Raw genomic sequence first — 17,042 nt, 5'->3', positions numbered from 1 at the left:
TGCAAACACATGTTCCGCTACGCAAAAAGACGATTCATCTCCCACTTATTTTTGGGCGTTGCCCTTCACAAAATTGAAGTGGCAGTCTTCTCGCCTAAAATGATAAAAAAAAGCGCCAAAACCCAACTGGATTCTAGCACTTTCCTTTTTATTCTTCTACTTCGGCAAACTTATCTTTTTCTTCTCCACAAACTGGACATAACCAATCTTCTGGTATATCATCAAATGCCGTTCCTGGTTCAACGTCTTCATCAGGGTCTCCGATCGCCGGATCATAAATATAACCACATGGGATACAAATATATTTTTTCATCTTTATTTTCTCCTCACTTTTAAGCTGTCATTTTTTGCTTTTCTTTTAATTGACTCATTAAATCACTTATTGAAACAGTATTTACATCAATTCCAGCTAATGAAACCTCGCTTTCAATCGCTGCTTTATATGGCATAGAAGCTACAACACCTTCAAGCGAAATAACTCCTACTATTTTTTCATCTTTAATAAAGACCCTCGTATATTTTTCATCACCAGATTCTTCAATGATCGTTGTATCACATTGTTTTTCATCTACGATTCCCATTGAAAATACAGTAAAATCAAAGGCGTTGAAAACAGTAAGAGGAATGGTTTTTTGATAGGATACAGAAGGGGATACCATATTCTTACCTGCCACTTTACCTTGATCCATGGCTGGAGTCCATAAACCTGCTACTTCACCATTTAGTTCCACTACATCGCCCGCGGCGTAAACATGTTCAATATTCGTCTCCATCTTGTCATTGACGATAATTCCACGATTTGTCGCAATCGATGTTTGTTTTACAAGCTCAATGTTTGGAGTCACACCAATAGAATAAATGACACTGTCACATGAAATCTTCTTATCCTCTGCGACAATCCCTTCTACATCATAATTACCAATGATCTGATCGATCGAGGTATTTACGTAAACATCTACTCCTGCTGCTTCAATTTTTTCTTTCAATAGGAAGGAAGTCTTTTCATCTAGCTGTCTAGCCATTAATCTGTCAGCCACTTCGACAATTGAAACCTTTTTACCAGCCCTATGGATAGACCAGGCCGTTTCCAGCCCTTGAATGCCTCCACCGATATTTACAACGCTCTTTTTATCCTCTAAAAATTCTTTGAAATCTTCCGCTTCATGCATTTCCCTAATCGTAAAGACACCTTTTTTGTCAACACCACCGATTGGCAGTTTTCTATTTTTAGAACCCGTACAGATGAGTAGTTTATCATAATAAATTGTTTCATTATCTTCAGTCACAATAAATCGATCTGCCGTATTTATTTTAACAATCTTAGTATTTACATGTGTTTCGATATTTTGAGTCTTGTACCATTTTTCTTTTTTCAAAAGAACCTTTTCACTGCGTAAATCTGAATATAACTCTTTCGATAATTTAATTCTGTTATAAGGTAATGATTTTTCTTCTCCAAAAACATGTATGTTTGCTTCTTTATCTTGATCACGAATAGCCTTTGCTGCATTGACTGCTGCAACACCCGTTCCAATAATACAATAGTTTCTATTCATTTTCTCACCCACTTTTGTTCATTCACTTTGTTTCACGTGAAACAAAGCTCTATTAAAAACTTCTTTTATTAAATGGCACTTCTTAATAAATCGGCAACAAATGTCGCTGAGTGTTCAATCTTCTTCAGTTGTTCATTTTTCGGTGCAAATCTTACTCGTACAGGAAACTCAACATGTGTCATGCCTGTCGTTTTAATAACATTTGATGTACTTTGTACGTCCATATTGGTTTCACTTAAGTAGTCTTGAATTACTTCAATTGCTTCTCCACTCCAGCCATACGACCCGAAGGCAGCACCAATTTTTCCTTCCAGATTCATTTCTTTCATGTCTTTTAGAACCTCTTCAAGATTCCCAATCATATCTGCATATTTCGTTGAACTTCCAATAAAGACAGCATCCGCTTCCTTAATACTTTCAAGAATCTCTGTTTTATCTGACTTATCTGCATTGAAAACCATTGTTTCGATTTGATTTTCCTCAAAAATTTGTTTTAAATGATTTGCTATTTTTTTTGTACTATTTTTAATGGTTGTGTACACAATCGTTATTTTTTTATCTTGAACGGTATCCGCACTCATCTTTGCGTATAGATCAATATACTTCCCGATATCTTCTCGTAAAATAAAGCCGTGGGAAGGAGCGATCATTTCAACGTCCAACTCTTCTAATGCATCAATCAAGGCTCTCACATATCTTCTATGTGGATGAATAATGGCATTATAGTAACCAATAAAATCTTCTGTGATATCAAAGCCAGCTTCGTCTGCAAAAATATTGTTCACCGCAACATGTGTGCTAAAGATATCGCAAGGGAATAAAGTTTTGTCTTCTACACAGTAAGTAATCATTGTTTCTTCTGTATGAAGATAAGGTGTTTCTTTAAACTTCAATGTTTTTCCACCGATATCTAATGTATCTCCATCTTTCACAACTAAGAAATCTCTACTATGAAGCTTGTACATTTCTTTTAGCTCATTTACTGCAGGCTCTGTACAAACAATTGTGGCATTTGGTGCTCTTCCAGCTAAGGCTGCCATCCCACCTGAATGATCTGGTTCTGTATGATTAATAACAATATATTGGATTACCTTCGGATCGATTAATTCGCTTAAGTATTCAACAAATTCTCTCCCGAACTCCATATCAACGGTATCAATGACCGTTGGTTTTTCTGTTTTTAGTAAGTAAGCATTGTAAGTAGTTCCCTTTGCTAAAATTAAGCGGTGAAATGGAACTTCTCGATTATCTGTTTTTCCTACCCAGTAAATTTCTTCAGTTAACGCGATATGATTCATCATCTATATAGTCCTCCTCAATGGAAATGAAAGTTGTTATCAACTAAATTGATCTTACAACAACTTAAATTTTCTAAGCAGGACTTGAATCACAATTTATAAAAAATGATACAATCCCATTTTTTACCTTAAGAAAAAGAAAAGAGGAGAGTAGTTATTCTCCCCCGATAACTACTCTCCTCTTTTCTTTCTATATATAATTAAATTAACGATGTTTTATATTTAACTTTATGACTTTTTTACTATTTTAAATATACCGTTGTTTAAAATATTTGAATTCAGAGATAAAAAACAACAGTGAACAAAATCCTCTGTTGTTTCTTACAGAACGTTCTCAACATGAACGTTATATTTATTTTCAGATAAACACTCATAACTTATAAGCTATTTATAAACAGACGGACAACATCGGCTCCACCGATAAAAGTCCCTAGTGAACTTCCTAAATTAGCAAACACAACAACAAGTAGAATACGAGTTACTTTATTATTCCAAAACCCTTTCACACTCGTAACATCATCAGAAAGACTTTCAAAATCCCTTACATTTGGTCTGCGAAAATAGGCTTGGACAGGTCCTGTAAACCAACCTGCTGCGGTTATTGGATCTAAGGACGTTATGGGTGCTACAATAAAGGCCGTTAATATGGCAAGCGGATGGCCAAAGGCAATTGCTGTGCCTATTGCAGATAAGCCCCCATTCCATAGCCACCAACTGATCAATTGCTGCATCCCAGCAGTTGGATTTGTATAAAAGGTATAGACAATCATCGCAATAATAATAATGGGAATAGTCCAGCCAATTATTTTAGGAGCCTTTGATTTTGGAGGGAGCTTAGTGATCGCCTCTAGGTCATGATTTCTTTTTATTTCTTCTTTAATACCTGGAACATGGGCAGCACCTAAAACAGCCACAATTTTATTTCCAGGAGCTTCTTTGATTTTTTGGGATAAATATTGATCCCGCTCATCAATAAGAGGAGTTTTTAATTTAGGAAAATGTTCCGTGAAATCACTAAGCATTGAATTGAGCATATCTTGGGATTTCATTTTTTCTAGTTCTTCTTCTGAAATACTTTCCCTACTGAAAATACTATAGATGACTTGCGTTAAAAGTTGAAGTTTCCCCCATAATCCTACATTATGCCAAATACGAGAAAAAGTAATTTGAATATTTCTATCCGCTAAAACTAGGTTTGCATCCATTTCCTTCGCTGATTCAATCCCTTGAATCATCTCTTGCCCAGCATTAATTCCTAACTGGTTGGCCATCCGTTTCTGAAAGGAAGATAAAGCAAGATTCATTAAAAGCAATGTCGATTTCTTTTCTTTAATTACTTTAAAGATGTCCATATCTTTCCACTTGTTGTCATCTGTAATGGATTGATATCGCCCTTCATCCAACTCGATACAAACAGAATCGGGTCTTTCCGTTTCAATTACTTCCTTCACTTGCTCCGCACTCTGCTTCGATACATGGGCCGTTCCAATGAGAATAAATTCTTTCCCATCTAAATGGATTCTCGTTATATTATTTTCATTATCTAGAGACATATATTACCGTCCTTTAACTATATAAATTCAACTTATTAAATCGACATAAGAGTCCAATCATTGTCGACTAACCTCCTTTCACTGTTTATGTTTTACTTCGTACATAAAGGCTTATTCAAGCAGGTCAACCGACAATTCATGTTGGAAAATTAATATGGACTTATATACATTTACTTTCTTTTTACATTCGAACAACCTTTACTGTTTATGTATGATCACGATTAAAAATGATCTACCATTATTCAATAATATACTAGAGTGGACAGGATTTAAAAGAAATTTGGTTTTAATTATCATGAAAAGAGTATAAATTTAAAACGACAATAATAGCTAAAGAATCAATTGAGTAACATAATCATTTCCTTTTATTAGGCTGTGTTCATGATTATTGTTAAAAATTCGCCTTTCATATACGCAGCCATGTGTTTTATTTCATAGAATAACTTAATGGGCGCTTATACTACAGGCATTTAAGCATCAATAATATGGTTTGACAAAGCCATTCAATAAGAGCTTGTTTTCTTGAAGATTTTCATCTATTTTGTCTATTTTGTTTTCCCTCAGGAATATCCCTTTATTCAACCTATAACCATCCATCAATAGATGGGTCAAAAAAAGGGTAATAACCGATAAAGTTATCACCCTTTAGAACACATTCACCTATACTTCAAGCTTTTGTTTCCTTTGTTCCCTATCCTCAACTTCATTCTCTTCTAAAAGAGTTTTCTCAACATTACTGAGAGGAAGGAGGTTTATTTCACACCAACATTTCTCATTCCGATCTTCTTCTGTTGAAATGATTTTAAAGCTAGCATTTGGGTATTTTTTTTTTGCATACTCCAATTCTTCTTTTGAGAGTCTGAGTTCTCGGACAAATTGATCATTTGCAAAGGACTCTGACAAAAACTCATCCAAGGTATGGTTCTCCATATGCTTCCCAGACAATTCAATCGACTTCTTAACAAGGACTTTCATCGCATCTACACAGTATTTCGCCACATCATCATTTAAGTTAATACAGGACAATTCAGTACAAGCTAAAATAACACAGCTACATTCATGTTTAAAGATAAAATCAAAAACAATATCCTTGATCTCATTACTATCTACTTTCAAATCACTTTTGACTTTGTTGTAAATAATATCCATTACCTGTTCTTGAATGATGGTATCTGGATAATAGAGTTGTAGGCCATACTGCTGACATACCTTCTTATAAACATCACTTTTTATTGTTCCATTTGTTGCCATAACCCCAATTTTGGCATTTTTACCGTATCTTTCATAAATCTCTTTAATCGTTTCTTCAACCATATTTATGATATTAATATCTGTCATTCCCTGTATTTTATCGTAAAAATAGTGTGATGTATTACAGGGGATCGCTATATTTGAAACGCCTGCTTTCTCAAGGAGTTCGATATCATTTCTTATGGAATCCAAAAAAAGCTCATCTTTTCCATTTAAGATTGCATCTGTTCGATCTGGTAATGTTGCATGATTCAGAATGACCATATTGATATGATCTTGGTCCTTCTTTGCATCTGTATTTTCAACAATACTATCAAAAAAAACAGATGTTGCCTTAGGACCCATTCCTCCTATAATACCTAACCCTTTTGACTCCATTCAGTTCACCTCTTTTCCATCTTATTATTCCGATTCATTTGGCTCAATCATTAAAGCTTGACTTCCTAATGCTTCATAAGAATGAAAAAATGTATTTGCATCATGACTTATATGACCTTTTAACGGGTCCATTACATGTACTAGGTTTCCACTATATCCATTTAATACAACTGAATGTAAGTTACTTGGTGCAAGAAAATATTCTTTAGAATCATGAAAATGCCAAGACTCACTTAATATGGGTTGTGACAAATCTAAAGTTACCCAAATGACAACGGGAATTCCCTGATCTAACAGTTCCATCATTTCTTGTCTAGAACTACCACTGATATCAATCGAACGATTATCTTCCCCAATATCTTCGAAATATCGATTTGCCGCCTCGACTATAGGCGGTGCATAAGCAAAAAATCCTTCCGTACTTCTTGGTTCCCCTGCATATGCCTTAAAAGGATTTGCCCCGTATAACTGGTCACCAACCCTTTTAAAAGGCTGTTTTGGTAAATAGGTATCTGACATTTCTGTTTTACTCACATTATAACCATAATAATTTAGGATAGCCGTTAAAGATGTGATTTCACAGCCATGGGGAAGTTCAGGATATTGCAGAACCGTATCCACTGGAATATATAATTCTATAGTGTCAGTTTCTTCTTTATCTATCCCTTGGGATTTTTTTTCATATTCAGAAGATGTAGAGCTATCCCCATTTATCGTATCTGCTCTATTACTTTCTTTATATTTTATTAACATCACGATAAGGAAGGCTTCCATTGCGATGATCATGACTAATAAAATAGCAATAATCACTATTTTCTTCAATTTCCAGCTCAGTCCTTCTTAAAGTTTTAAAGTCAAATCAAGAAACTGTTGTCAGGATCGTATTATCAACTTCCGTTGAGGTAGAATCCTGCTCCTCTAACTCTATAAAAAATTTATTATACCAAACTAGGAATACATAAACGGTCCAAATATTTCTTGCATAATTATGTTTTCCTGTATAATGGTCATCAAGCATTGATAGTAACTCATCCCTATTGAAGAATTCTTTTGTTACTTCTGATTGGAATGCTTCTTTTACAATATTATAATACTTTTCCTCTCTTAACCAATGTCGAAGAGGAACAGGGAATCCTACCTTTTCTCTCTTTGCCCATTCTTCTGGAAGGACCTCCTTGGAAGCCGCTCTTAAGGCATATTTGGTATCGACATCATTGACCCTTAAGTTGCTTGGTAATTCTTCAGCCACTGACATGACTTCTTTATCTAAAAACGGGACCCTTAATTCAATGGAATGAGCCATACTCATTTTATCCGCTTTTAAAAGAATATCCCCAGGCAACCAAAGTTTCAAATCGAGATATTGCATTTTGGTCACATCATCTTTATCTTTAACCTGGTCATATACCTTTTTCGTTATATTTTGAACGGAAGGGCCCTTTTTGTAGTCATCTTGCAGAATGTTCATAGCCTCTTCTTCTTCAAAAATAATCGCTTCTCCAATAAATTTCTCTTCTATCTTTTGTCCACCCTTCACTAAAAAGTTCGTTATTTGATTTTTTGGAAGGTGGTCGCTGATTCGTGAAATGGAACGTCGAATCGCATAAGGTATTTTTTCATATTTTTGTAATTTAGCAGACTTTTGGTACCATGCATAACCACCAAAAATTTCATCTGCTCCTTCTCCAGACAATACAACCGTTACGTGCTTGCTGGCCATTTCTGTTAGAAAATATAACGGTACAGATGATAAATTAGATTGTGGTTCATCCATATGGTATTGAATAGTAGGTAACTTTTCAAAACACTCATCCGCATTCATCAGCTTTTTGTAGTTCTCTATTTCTAGAATATCTGAAAGATCTTTTGCTAGATTCGTTTCATTGAAAATTCCTTCGTGATCCTGAAAACCAATTGAAAAGGTCTTATTAGGCTTTAATAAGGCTGTAATATAACTCGAGTCCACGCCGCCCGATAAAAAGGAACCAACCTTTACATCACTGATTTTATGATAAGCAACAGATTCTCTTAACGTGCTGTTAATTTGTTCAATGTAATCCTCTAGACCCTTTTCCTTTTCATTAAAGTCTATATCCCAATAAGGCTTAATTTCCATTTGACCTTTTTTGTAAATCATATAATGTCCAGGTTTCAGCTTGAACACACCTTTAAAAAAGGTTTCATCTAATACAGAATATTGGAATGTCAAATAAGGCTTTAATGCATCCTTATTAAGCTCCTTTTTATAAGCAGGGTGTTTCAAAAAGGATTTTATTTCTGAACCAAATATAAGCGAGTTATCTACCGTATTTTGAGTATAGTACAAGGGCTTAATTCCAAAGAAGTCCCTTGCCAAAAACATTGTTTCACTCTTTTTATCCCATATGGCAAAGGCAAACATACCTCTTACTTTCTGTAATAAATCTACACCATATTCCTCATAAGCATGTACAACCACTTCACTATCAGCATCACTTTTAAAAATATGTCCTTTTTTAAGCAATTCACTTCTTAACTCTTGATAATTATATATTTCCCCATTAAAAACCAATACAAGGCTACCATCCTCATTGTACATTGGCTGACTGCCTTCTTCTGATAAATCAATGATACTAAGTCTTCTAAAGCCCAATGTTACACGGTCATCAGAAAAGAAGTCCCCACTATCGGGACCTCTATGTCTAATCGTATCCATCATATCGTTAATAACTTTACTACTATCTATTCCAATCACACTATCAGCAAATCCAACAAATCCACACATATTATGCAACCCAACCCTTTTCCTTCTTATTTTCCTTTAATAGACGAGTATAGACAGGAATTCTTTGCAAATGAATCAAACCTTCATACAATTTGTCCATTTCCTCCAACAATTTCCAGAACAATTTCTTTTTCATTGAATGGAATTTCTTTGTTTCCAATTACTTGTGACGTTTCATGGCCTTTTCCAGCCAATAAAATAATATCACCTTTTTCACATATTTCAATGGCATAACGAATCGCTTCTTTTCGATCCACTACCGCCATATAGGAACCATTTTCTTCTTCAATCGCTTCAACGATCTCTTTTATAATTAAATCGGGGTCTTGATTCTTTGGATTATCAGATGTCACAATTGAAAAATCAGCATGTTTCGCTGCAACCTTTCCCATTGCTCTTCTTTTATCTCTACCAGCTTCTCCAGGTGCTGCATACACGCCAAAGACTAGAATAACTCTACCTTCTGTATTGGATCGCAATGTATTGAGCGCCTTTTCCAAACCATCTTCCGTATGGGCAAAATCGACAACTACTTTTTTGTCGTCATCTTTATAAATAGTCTCAAGTCTACCTTTAATATGTTCTAAAGATTGAATCCCTTTTTGAATATCTTGAAGATTAATCCTATTACAATAAGCACAGGCAATCGCTGCTAAACTATTATACACATTAAAAACGCCAGGTATATTTACTTTGATTTCTATTGTACCTTCAGGTGTATGTAATGTATATTGGGAAAATTCACTATCTATATGGATATTTGTGGCATATATCTCTGCTTTGTTCTCAATTCCATAGGTAACCAATCTTGGTTTATATGACCGAATCTTCTCAATTAGCCTCCTCCCATAATCATCATCTACATTCACAATGTTATAATCATTGGTCAACTTGAATAATTTGGCTTTCGCCTCAAAATATTCTTCCATCGTATGATGAAGTTCTAAATGATCAGGAGTTAAATTTGTAAATACCCCCATATTAAAACGACTATAGGCTGTTCGGTTCAAACTTAAGGCATGTGATGATACTTCCATAATACAATCATCTATTTCGGCATCTACCATTTTTGAAAATATTTGTTGTAGGTTTAGTGATTCTGGGGTTGTGTTTTTATTTTTTAATTCTTTATTGTTGATGATGGTTCCAATTGTCCCAATAAGACCAATTGACTTTTTTGCCTGTTCAAAGATCGATTTAATAAAGTAGGTGGTCGATGTCTTACCGTTGGTCCCTGTTATTCCAATAAGATTTAATTTATCGGTCGGATTGTCATAGAAGTTAGCTGAAATTCGAGCCAATGCTTTTCTCGAATCCTTCACTTTAAGGATGGTCACATCCTCTTCTACCGAAATCTCCTTTTCAACAATGATGGTCGTTGCGCCCATTTCAATTGCTCTGCCTATAAACTGATGACCATCTACAGTAAAACCAGAAATAGCAACAAACACGCTGTTTGCTGCTATTTCTCTAGAGTCATAGGCGATAGAGCTTACCTCTTTATCCAAGCTTCCCTTTATCTGGATAAAGTCAAGATTATCAATTACCTTGGTTAGTAACATATGACTGCCTCCAATATATCTTTATGACTATTTAAAAATTTTCTTAACTATCTTTCCGGTGATGATACCCGCATAAGAAAAAGCTGGCTTAGGATCCTTCAAGTCCCATATAGCATGTGCTTTTGATTTAAATAAAGACTTGATGACTTCACCAACTTTAAGTTGTCCAGTCTTTATATAGTCTCTTATAGCTAGTATATCTTCATACGCATACCAAAATACAAGGTTTGTGTCTCTTTTCACTGCTTTTGGCGGCAACGGATTACCTGTTAATTCTTTATATGTGATATAGGGAAAATTAACGCCTACCTTGTACAATAAATTATTCAGATTGGTTATTCGCACATTTAATTCAATTAAATAAAATTTTCCTGTTTCAGCATCTTTTTTAAATTCAATCTCAACAAACCCTTTGAATCCAATACTTTCTAAGAATTTTGATCCTATCTCATAAAGCTCAGGAACATATTTTTGTCCAGTATAGACAGACGCACCGAAATTAATGGGATACTGACGGTATTTATTGCATGTAACCCAGTGAGTAACTTTTGCATCCTGATTTAAATAAGCATCAAACGTATACATATGATCATCAAACCCAGGAATAATTCGTTGAATAATAACCTCTTGATCCGCTTGTTTCGCCTTTTCTAAAGCATCTATTAATTCTTCTCTATTATAAACCTTAAATAGTTTTCTTCTAAAGATCGATACAAAGGTAGGTGAATCGGTAGGTTTAACTAAACAAGGATATTTAATCTTCTCATCTACTTTTTCAAAAAGATTTTCTTCATTTGTCCCTAACGTTTCAGGAACTGCCATCCCGTTCTCTATGGCCAATTGATGCAGCATTTCCTTGTCCATTGTCTTCGTGTATAAACCTTTTTCTGTTTGAGGAATAAGGTAATGCGCTTTTAATTCATCTAAATATTCGTCAATGACCTCTACATAAGAATCGTGACAGGGAATAAGCACGGGTGGGGAACTTTGTTTGCTTGCATAATCGATTAAAAATTCGATGAATTTTTCGGTTTCTTCCTTATAATGAGGGGAAATTAACCTCTCCGAACAATATTTTGATTTAGTAGCATAAGCGTTTTCATTCGAATAATCAACTGCAACTGTGTGTATCCCTTCTTTTCCTAAACATCTCATTGTACTTAAGCCGATATAATAATTATTCCCTAAAATGACTGCCTTATTATTCATACGAAATCTCCTCTATATCTATCATTCACCAATTATTTTACAATACATAAATATTGACACAGGACACTAGATTTTTCAAGATGTATCCTATAATCGAATGGACCTAGCAAAATCATACTAGACGTGACTGTGATGCGACTTCCTAGAAATAAAAATGAAGTGTGAGCCTTTAGCTTACACTGCTACTTTTGATTATTGGATTCTCCTCTAGCTTGCCTGTTCATTTAACGAGAGCTCTTGATGTACAGTACCTCGTTTACTACGAATAAAAACAATCAACATCATGGTAAATCCACATAAAGCGACAAAAGCATTTAATAAAAGGATTCCAGCAACATCGACCTTAGAAATAGCCGCTGCAACAAGAGGCATCGCGAAAAGGGCAATTTCCTCTGCAATCGTATAAAGACTCGTAACATGCCCTTTGTGAATGTTGTGCTCAAAGAGTCACCCCTAACTGAATAAGCCCACCAGCTGAGAAGTGTTTAGAATATAACTTCTACCGAATATTGTTGGTCCATCCCATAGATAAAGAGGCTGTCCCGAGCAAGAGTGTTTAGACACCACAATACAATATCTAGTATCTATCGATTTAGCATGATTCTAGATGAGTGTAACTTGGTGGATATTAGACACCCTATGGAACAGCCCTTTTTTTGTGTTTATATGCATCCACATGTATAAAGCTTTAAGAGCAAATTTTTTCTGAATCCTTCCATACCGTTCCATTAATTGCTTCATTTACGAGATTCACTATTATTGCATAAAAACTTTATTTTACATGCTGCTTAACAGCTATATAAGCTTGTTTCGGATGATTTATTTGATCTGGATATTTCAGTCTTACTTTCTCTTTCGTTAATAGCTTAGCTAAATAATTATTTCTTAAGCCATCAGGGGTTCGCTCTAATAAGTGTGCCAGTTCTTTTAACATTAATGGTTTATAGGTACAAAGATTTACGATGATTTCTTCCATTATATTCGGTGATAAACGTTTTTTCTTTCTGGCAAGCTCTGATATTTCCCATAACTTTTCTTCTATTTCTGTTGGAGAAGATAAATGTACCTCTTCCTCGTTTTCCACATTTGTCGAAGCACCAACCACTATATCTGTTTTTTCTTCATTTGTTGCAAGCAATTCACTATTATAGGAGTTAGCATCATGATCAAAACGATCTAAAGAAAGGTCTTCGTTATTATAGGAGTTCGCTCCCTTATTATAGGAGTTTACACCATTATTAATGGAGTTAACCTCGCTATTATAGGAGTTTATGTCCTTATTATAGGAGTTTTCTCTATTATTATAGGAGCCTACTTCTTTATTAATGGAGTTTATTTCACTATTATAGGAGTCCGTTTCCTTATTGTAGGAGTCCTCCAAGTCGTCAAAATCTGCCATTAACAGCTCCTCTTCTTCGGGAAATAAACAAGGATCACTTTCCGCTATCTCAGCTAACGGTTCTTCTTCTTCCACTAAACCTAGGTTTACATGTAACGTGAGAACCGTACGTTCTAACTCTGAATCTTGGATTAAATCAAAAGTATCATCCCCAGAGTGTTTCCAGGTTGTTTCAATCCCTTTTAATCCAGAACCCGTCCTTTTACAAAGCCCAATTAAAATAAACATTTTAAAGAGGGTAGGGTTACGAAGGTTACTTATATTGCCTTCTAGTGCTTGTTCTACTGATATACGAAAAAGGCCAGGGTTTGAAAAGCGAAATAACGTCTTTTCTTTTTCAATAACAATGCCGCCTTCTCCATAGTAATCAGAGTGTACTAGGGAATTTATGAATGATTCATGTAGGCAAGATATAGCAGCCATCTCATCAGATTGAGTCAAATGATTACCTTTATATAAAGTATTAAAATCAGCAACTAAATCAGCACTTGTTTTAAAATAAAAATCAAATATATTCCCTGACCAAGTTCCATCCTGTGAAGTAAACCGTCTAGACCAAGCCTCATCTAGGGTTTCATCTAAGCTTTCTCGATATTCAAGAAAATACTGTGGCAATACCTCTGTAATGATCCTTTCCTCACTAAACATCAGTAAGCCAGCAAGGGTTAAGCCTTCCTTATTCGTATTGCGAACCTTTCCCCATGCACCAATTTTATATAAAAACTCCTTTATTTCCAGTCCGTTCCAAGGGTGGCCTGGTTTACTAGCAGCAAATTTTTCTCGATACTTTTTAATAGATTCAAAGTTTAGTTCATTTATCCCATAATGTTCTAAGATCAAATTATCCTGTGGAACGGCTGAATAATCAGGTGGATGATGTACATTTATATTCACATTCATTCTCCCTTTTATACTCAATTTATTTCTTTATTATTCTTATTTTATCATCTTTTATCTAATCCTTCTCTTATGTACGATAATGAGTAAGATTTTCCATTATTATAATAGATAAAAAAGAGGAGAGCATACGGGAAATAATCCATTTTAATATAGTAATATACTATTATAGACCGTAATTTTTCTAATTTCTCTCTACATCCAACTTATTAAATCGACCTAAGAAACAGTTGGTCAATCTGCTTGAGCAAGCCTTTATGTACGTAGTAATAACAGCGAAGTGAAAGGAGGTTGGCCGACCATTTCTATACTATGTCGGAAAATTAAACTGGACTTATATATTTATAAGGCTTTGTTAAACAATATTGTTGATGTTTTAAATGCCTTTCGTATACGCGTCTTAGGTTATTCCATCGAATAAAACATATGACCGCATACACCAAGGAAAATTTTCAATATTAATCGTTAACATAGCCATTTATAAAAAATACCTATTGTGTCTAAAATAGAGAAGAGACTATCTAAGTAAAAAATACTCCCTTGTCTTCCAACATATACATTTAAATGAATACAATAACGGACTAAATAATGGATACTCCTAAGCTATCCACTTAATCGTATGAGCTTTCTTCCTTCCAGATCTAAATTAAACAAGCTTTTAATAAATCCTTGTAAAAGGGAGGGCTGTTCGTTATTCTTAAAAGATAATTCTCTATCAAAGGATGGTTAACTTGCGAATTAATAAATTTATAAGTGAGACTGGACAAGCCTCTAGGCGGGGGGCAGACAAATTAATAACTGAAGGCAAAGTAACGATAAATGGTTCCATTGCAAAAATAGGAAGCCAAGTTGAGCCAGGGGATGAGGTTCGAGTAAATGGTAACCCCATCAGGATTGCTAGAAACCATGTCTACATCGCCTTAAATAAACCTGTAGGCATTACAAGTACAACGGAAAAACGTGTAAAAGGAAATATTATTGACTTAGTCAATCATCCACTTCGAATTCATAATATTGGGCGACTTGACAAAGATTCAGATGGTTTAATCCTCCTTACCAATGATGGAGATATTGTAAATAGAATACTTCGTGCCGAAAATAAGCATGAAAAGGAATATATTGTGTCGGTGGATAAGCCGATTACTCCTGAATTCTTGAAGAGGATGTCAGAAGGGGTAAAAATATTAGATACCGTCACACTTCCTTGTGAAGTCAGACAGTTATCCAAATTTGATTTTCAAATTATTTTAACACAAGGTTTAAATCGCCAAATTCGGCGCATGTGTGAGGCGTTAGGATATGAAGTTTACCGACTTCAGCGAACTCGCATCATGAATATTCATTTAGGTAACCTTCCCCTTGGACAGTGGAGGGACTTAACAAAGAAAGAACGCACTCAATTATTTAAAGATCTAGACTATGAGCCAGAAGAATATTAAGTTCCAACCTGGAATCGGCTTTCTGATTGACATTTAATCAGAAAGCCGATTCTCTCTATAAACATCAACTTTCTTCATTTTCCTCACCGAAAAGGAATCATGAAAAATGATTCGTTTTTTATTTAAAACCTCATTTAAAACAGTATTTATATCTTCTTAACAAATTCAGACTTTAATTTCATCGCACCAAAACCATCAATTTTGCAATCAATATCATGATCTCCATCAACTAAACGTATATTTTTTACTTTTGTGCCTTGTTTTAAGGAGGATGAACTTCCTTTTACTTTAAGATCTTTGATGACTGTTACAGTATCACCATCATTTAAGACATTTCCATTAGCATCTTTGATAGTCTTTTTCTCTTCACTATTTTCAGTTTCTGATTCTAACGTCCACTCATGAGCACATTCTGGACAAACCAAAAGGCTTCCATCCTCGTAAGTGTATTCTGAATTACATTTTGGGCAATTTGGCAAATTAGACATTATTTTATTTCCCCCATTTATTCCTGATCTTTCTACTACTACTATAAAGGTTTTTACAAAAAAGGCTACCCGTCAATTGGTAATTCCAATGATAAGTAGCTCTTTTTAAATACTATTAGTTTAAGTCAACTTTTACATCTGCATCACTATCAATAAATACTTTCCAGCTTGCTGCATCAAATAATTCTGATGAAACTTCGAATACCTCAGCATCCGTTACAGAGATCCCAGGATTTAAGTCACTAAGAACTTTTGAATTCAAGTCTATCTCAGTTGCGTAAGAAGATGAAGCATCTAGATCAGAATCATACTTATTTCCATCACCATCAACTAACTTAAGAGTTGGTTGTGAAAATGTACCAATAGGTTTATCTGAAATATTTTTATACTTCCATTGAACAACAACATACTTTCCGCCTTCAGCAGGCTGTGAACTAAAGAACTCTCCGCCCACCTCTGTACGTTCTTCAACACCTACCACAGTAATCTCGAATTTATCAGTTGTGATTATATCTCCTACTTTAATAGGATCTGCAGATTCTTCTTTACCTGCAGTAGTCGATGCAGTATCTGAACCTCCACCACTTGCAAGGTTACTTACAATAACAATTACTACAATTAACCCAATAAAACTTAAAATCTTGTGCTTCATAAACCAGTTTCTTTGGTCTACTCCACAACTTGGGCATTTTTTTGCTTTTGAACTTACTTCATTATTACACTCTTTACACTTTTTCATAGCCATAGTTTAATCTACCTTTCTGGTAGATTTCACCTCCTCGATAATAGTAAAATATTACTGTAGGTATATAATACCACAACATACAAAATTTTATAGTATAATTTGTCGCAAATTGTAAAAGTATTGGAATTTTTATAGATCTTTACTCAGGATATTACTATCAATCTATTAGCATTATAAAAGGGAACGTGATAATAGTGAGGTTAGATACAAATAATCATTCGGTGTTCAAAATGCATTACCATCTTATCTTAGTTGTAAAATACCGAAGAAACGTAATTGATGATCCCCTTTCTGATAGATTGTCAGAGATATTCGAAAACATTGGCTCTAATTATCATGTAACAATTAAAGAGTGGAATCATGATATGGACCATATTCATGTGTTACTGACTACTAAATCAAATACGAATCTATCAAAATTTATTAATGCCTATAAGAGTGCCAGTTCTCGGAGAACCAATATAAGAATAAAAACCTAGTAAGTTCCAAATCATTAAGTAGAA

The 17,042-nt window shown here is 34.6% G+C and carries 14 protein-coding genes and 1 pseudogene; 2 read left to right on the top strand and 13 right to left on the bottom strand.

All coding sequences use genetic code 11. The features are described 5' to 3' along the window. Positions 1-148 precede the first annotated feature (148 nt). From rd to JMM81_RS17500, 11 genes and pseudogenes are all read right to left on the bottom strand, one after another. Positions 149-313 carry a rubredoxin gene (rd, locus tag JMM81_RS17550; protein ID WP_256242856.1) on the bottom strand — a complete coding sequence of 55 codons (165 nt, stop codon included), beginning with the start codon at positions 311-313 and terminating at the stop codon, positions 149-151. A gap of 19 nt (positions 314-332) precedes the next feature. Beyond that, on the bottom strand, positions 333-1,556 hold the full coding sequence (locus tag JMM81_RS17545) for an NAD(P)/FAD-dependent oxidoreductase (protein ID WP_256242855.1): 1,224 nt from the start codon (positions 1,554-1,556) through the stop codon (positions 333-335). A 68-nt stretch (positions 1,557-1,624) separates the two neighbouring features. Beyond that, positions 1,625-2,857, bottom strand: coding sequence for an FprA family A-type flavoprotein (locus tag JMM81_RS17540; protein WP_256242854.1), 1,233 nt, complete (start codon positions 2,855-2,857; stop codon positions 1,625-1,627). A 374-nt stretch (positions 2,858-3,231) separates the two neighbouring features. Then, the gene (locus JMM81_RS17535) at positions 3,232-4,407 is read right to left on the bottom strand and encodes a TraB/GumN family protein (RefSeq protein WP_256242853.1); all 1,176 of its coding nucleotides are present in this window, start codon (positions 4,405-4,407) and stop codon (positions 3,232-3,234) included. Between the two features lie 660 nt (positions 4,408-5,067). Further along, complete coding sequence (locus JMM81_RS17530) at positions 5,068-6,036, bottom strand: aspartate/glutamate racemase family protein (protein WP_256242852.1); 969 nt, start codon at positions 6,034-6,036, stop codon at positions 5,068-5,070. Between the two features lie 24 nt (positions 6,037-6,060). Beyond that, complete coding sequence (locus tag JMM81_RS17525) at positions 6,061-6,858, bottom strand: C39 family peptidase (protein WP_256242851.1); 798 nt, start codon at positions 6,856-6,858, stop codon at positions 6,061-6,063. Between the two features lie 37 nt (positions 6,859-6,895). Beyond that, positions 6,896-8,800 (bottom strand): asparagine synthase (glutamine-hydrolyzing), encoded by a 1,905-nt coding sequence (asnB, locus tag JMM81_RS17520; protein ID WP_256242850.1) that lies wholly within the window; start codon positions 8,798-8,800, stop codon positions 6,896-6,898. Between the two features lie 83 nt (positions 8,801-8,883). Further along, entirely contained in the window at positions 8,884-10,362 is a 1,479-nt protein-coding gene (locus JMM81_RS17515; RefSeq protein ID WP_256242849.1) for a UDP-N-acetylmuramoyl-L-alanyl-D-glutamate--2,6-diaminopimelate ligase, read from the bottom strand. Between the two features lie 27 nt (positions 10,363-10,389). Continuing rightward, a complete protein-coding gene (locus JMM81_RS17510) occupies positions 10,390-11,571 on the bottom strand; it encodes a carboxylate--amine ligase (RefSeq protein WP_256242848.1) in 1,182 nt (393 codons plus the stop codon). Between the two features lie 207 nt (positions 11,572-11,778). Next, a pseudogene (locus JMM81_RS22945) lies at positions 11,779-12,055 on the bottom strand (hypothetical protein); the annotation flags it as partial. Positions 12,056-12,343: 288 nt separating this feature from the next. Then, on the bottom strand, positions 12,344-13,870 hold the full coding sequence (locus JMM81_RS17500; RefSeq protein ID WP_256242846.1) for an ATP-binding protein: 1,527 nt from the start codon (positions 13,868-13,870) through the stop codon (positions 12,344-12,346). 719 nt (positions 13,871-14,589) lie between these two features. Between JMM81_RS17500 and rluF the strand changes: the two genes are divergently transcribed. Further along, positions 14,590-15,306 (top strand): 23S rRNA pseudouridine(2604) synthase RluF, encoded by a 717-nt coding sequence (gene rluF, locus JMM81_RS17495; protein WP_256242845.1) that lies wholly within the window; start codon positions 14,590-14,592, stop codon positions 15,304-15,306. Positions 15,307-15,452: 146 nt separating this feature from the next. Here rluF and JMM81_RS17490 read toward each other — a convergent pair whose 3' ends face one another. Together JMM81_RS17490 and JMM81_RS17485 are read right to left on the bottom strand one after the other, a co-directional pair. Next, complete coding sequence (locus JMM81_RS17490) at positions 15,453-15,794, bottom strand: zinc ribbon domain-containing protein YjdM (protein WP_256242844.1); 342 nt, start codon at positions 15,792-15,794, stop codon at positions 15,453-15,455. Between the two features lie 115 nt (positions 15,795-15,909). Next, on the bottom strand, positions 15,910-16,446 hold the full coding sequence (locus tag JMM81_RS17485; protein WP_256242843.1) for a DUF4352 domain-containing protein: 537 nt from the start codon (positions 16,444-16,446) through the stop codon (positions 15,910-15,912). A 287-nt stretch (positions 16,447-16,733) separates the two neighbouring features. On the opposite strand from JMM81_RS17485, the gene tnpA reads away from it, so the two are divergent. Further along, positions 16,734-17,018 carry an IS200/IS605 family transposase gene (gene tnpA, locus JMM81_RS17480; protein ID WP_375162410.1) on the top strand — a complete coding sequence of 95 codons (285 nt, stop codon included), beginning with the start codon at positions 16,734-16,736 and terminating at the stop codon, positions 17,016-17,018. Positions 17,019-17,042: the final 24 nt, after the last annotated feature.

The organism is Bacillus sp. V3B (assembly GCF_024494465.1).
Classification (GTDB): domain Bacteria; phylum Bacillota; class Bacilli; order Bacillales; family Cytobacillaceae; genus Bacillus_BD.
This window is presented reverse-complemented; position numbering and strand designations above follow the sequence as displayed.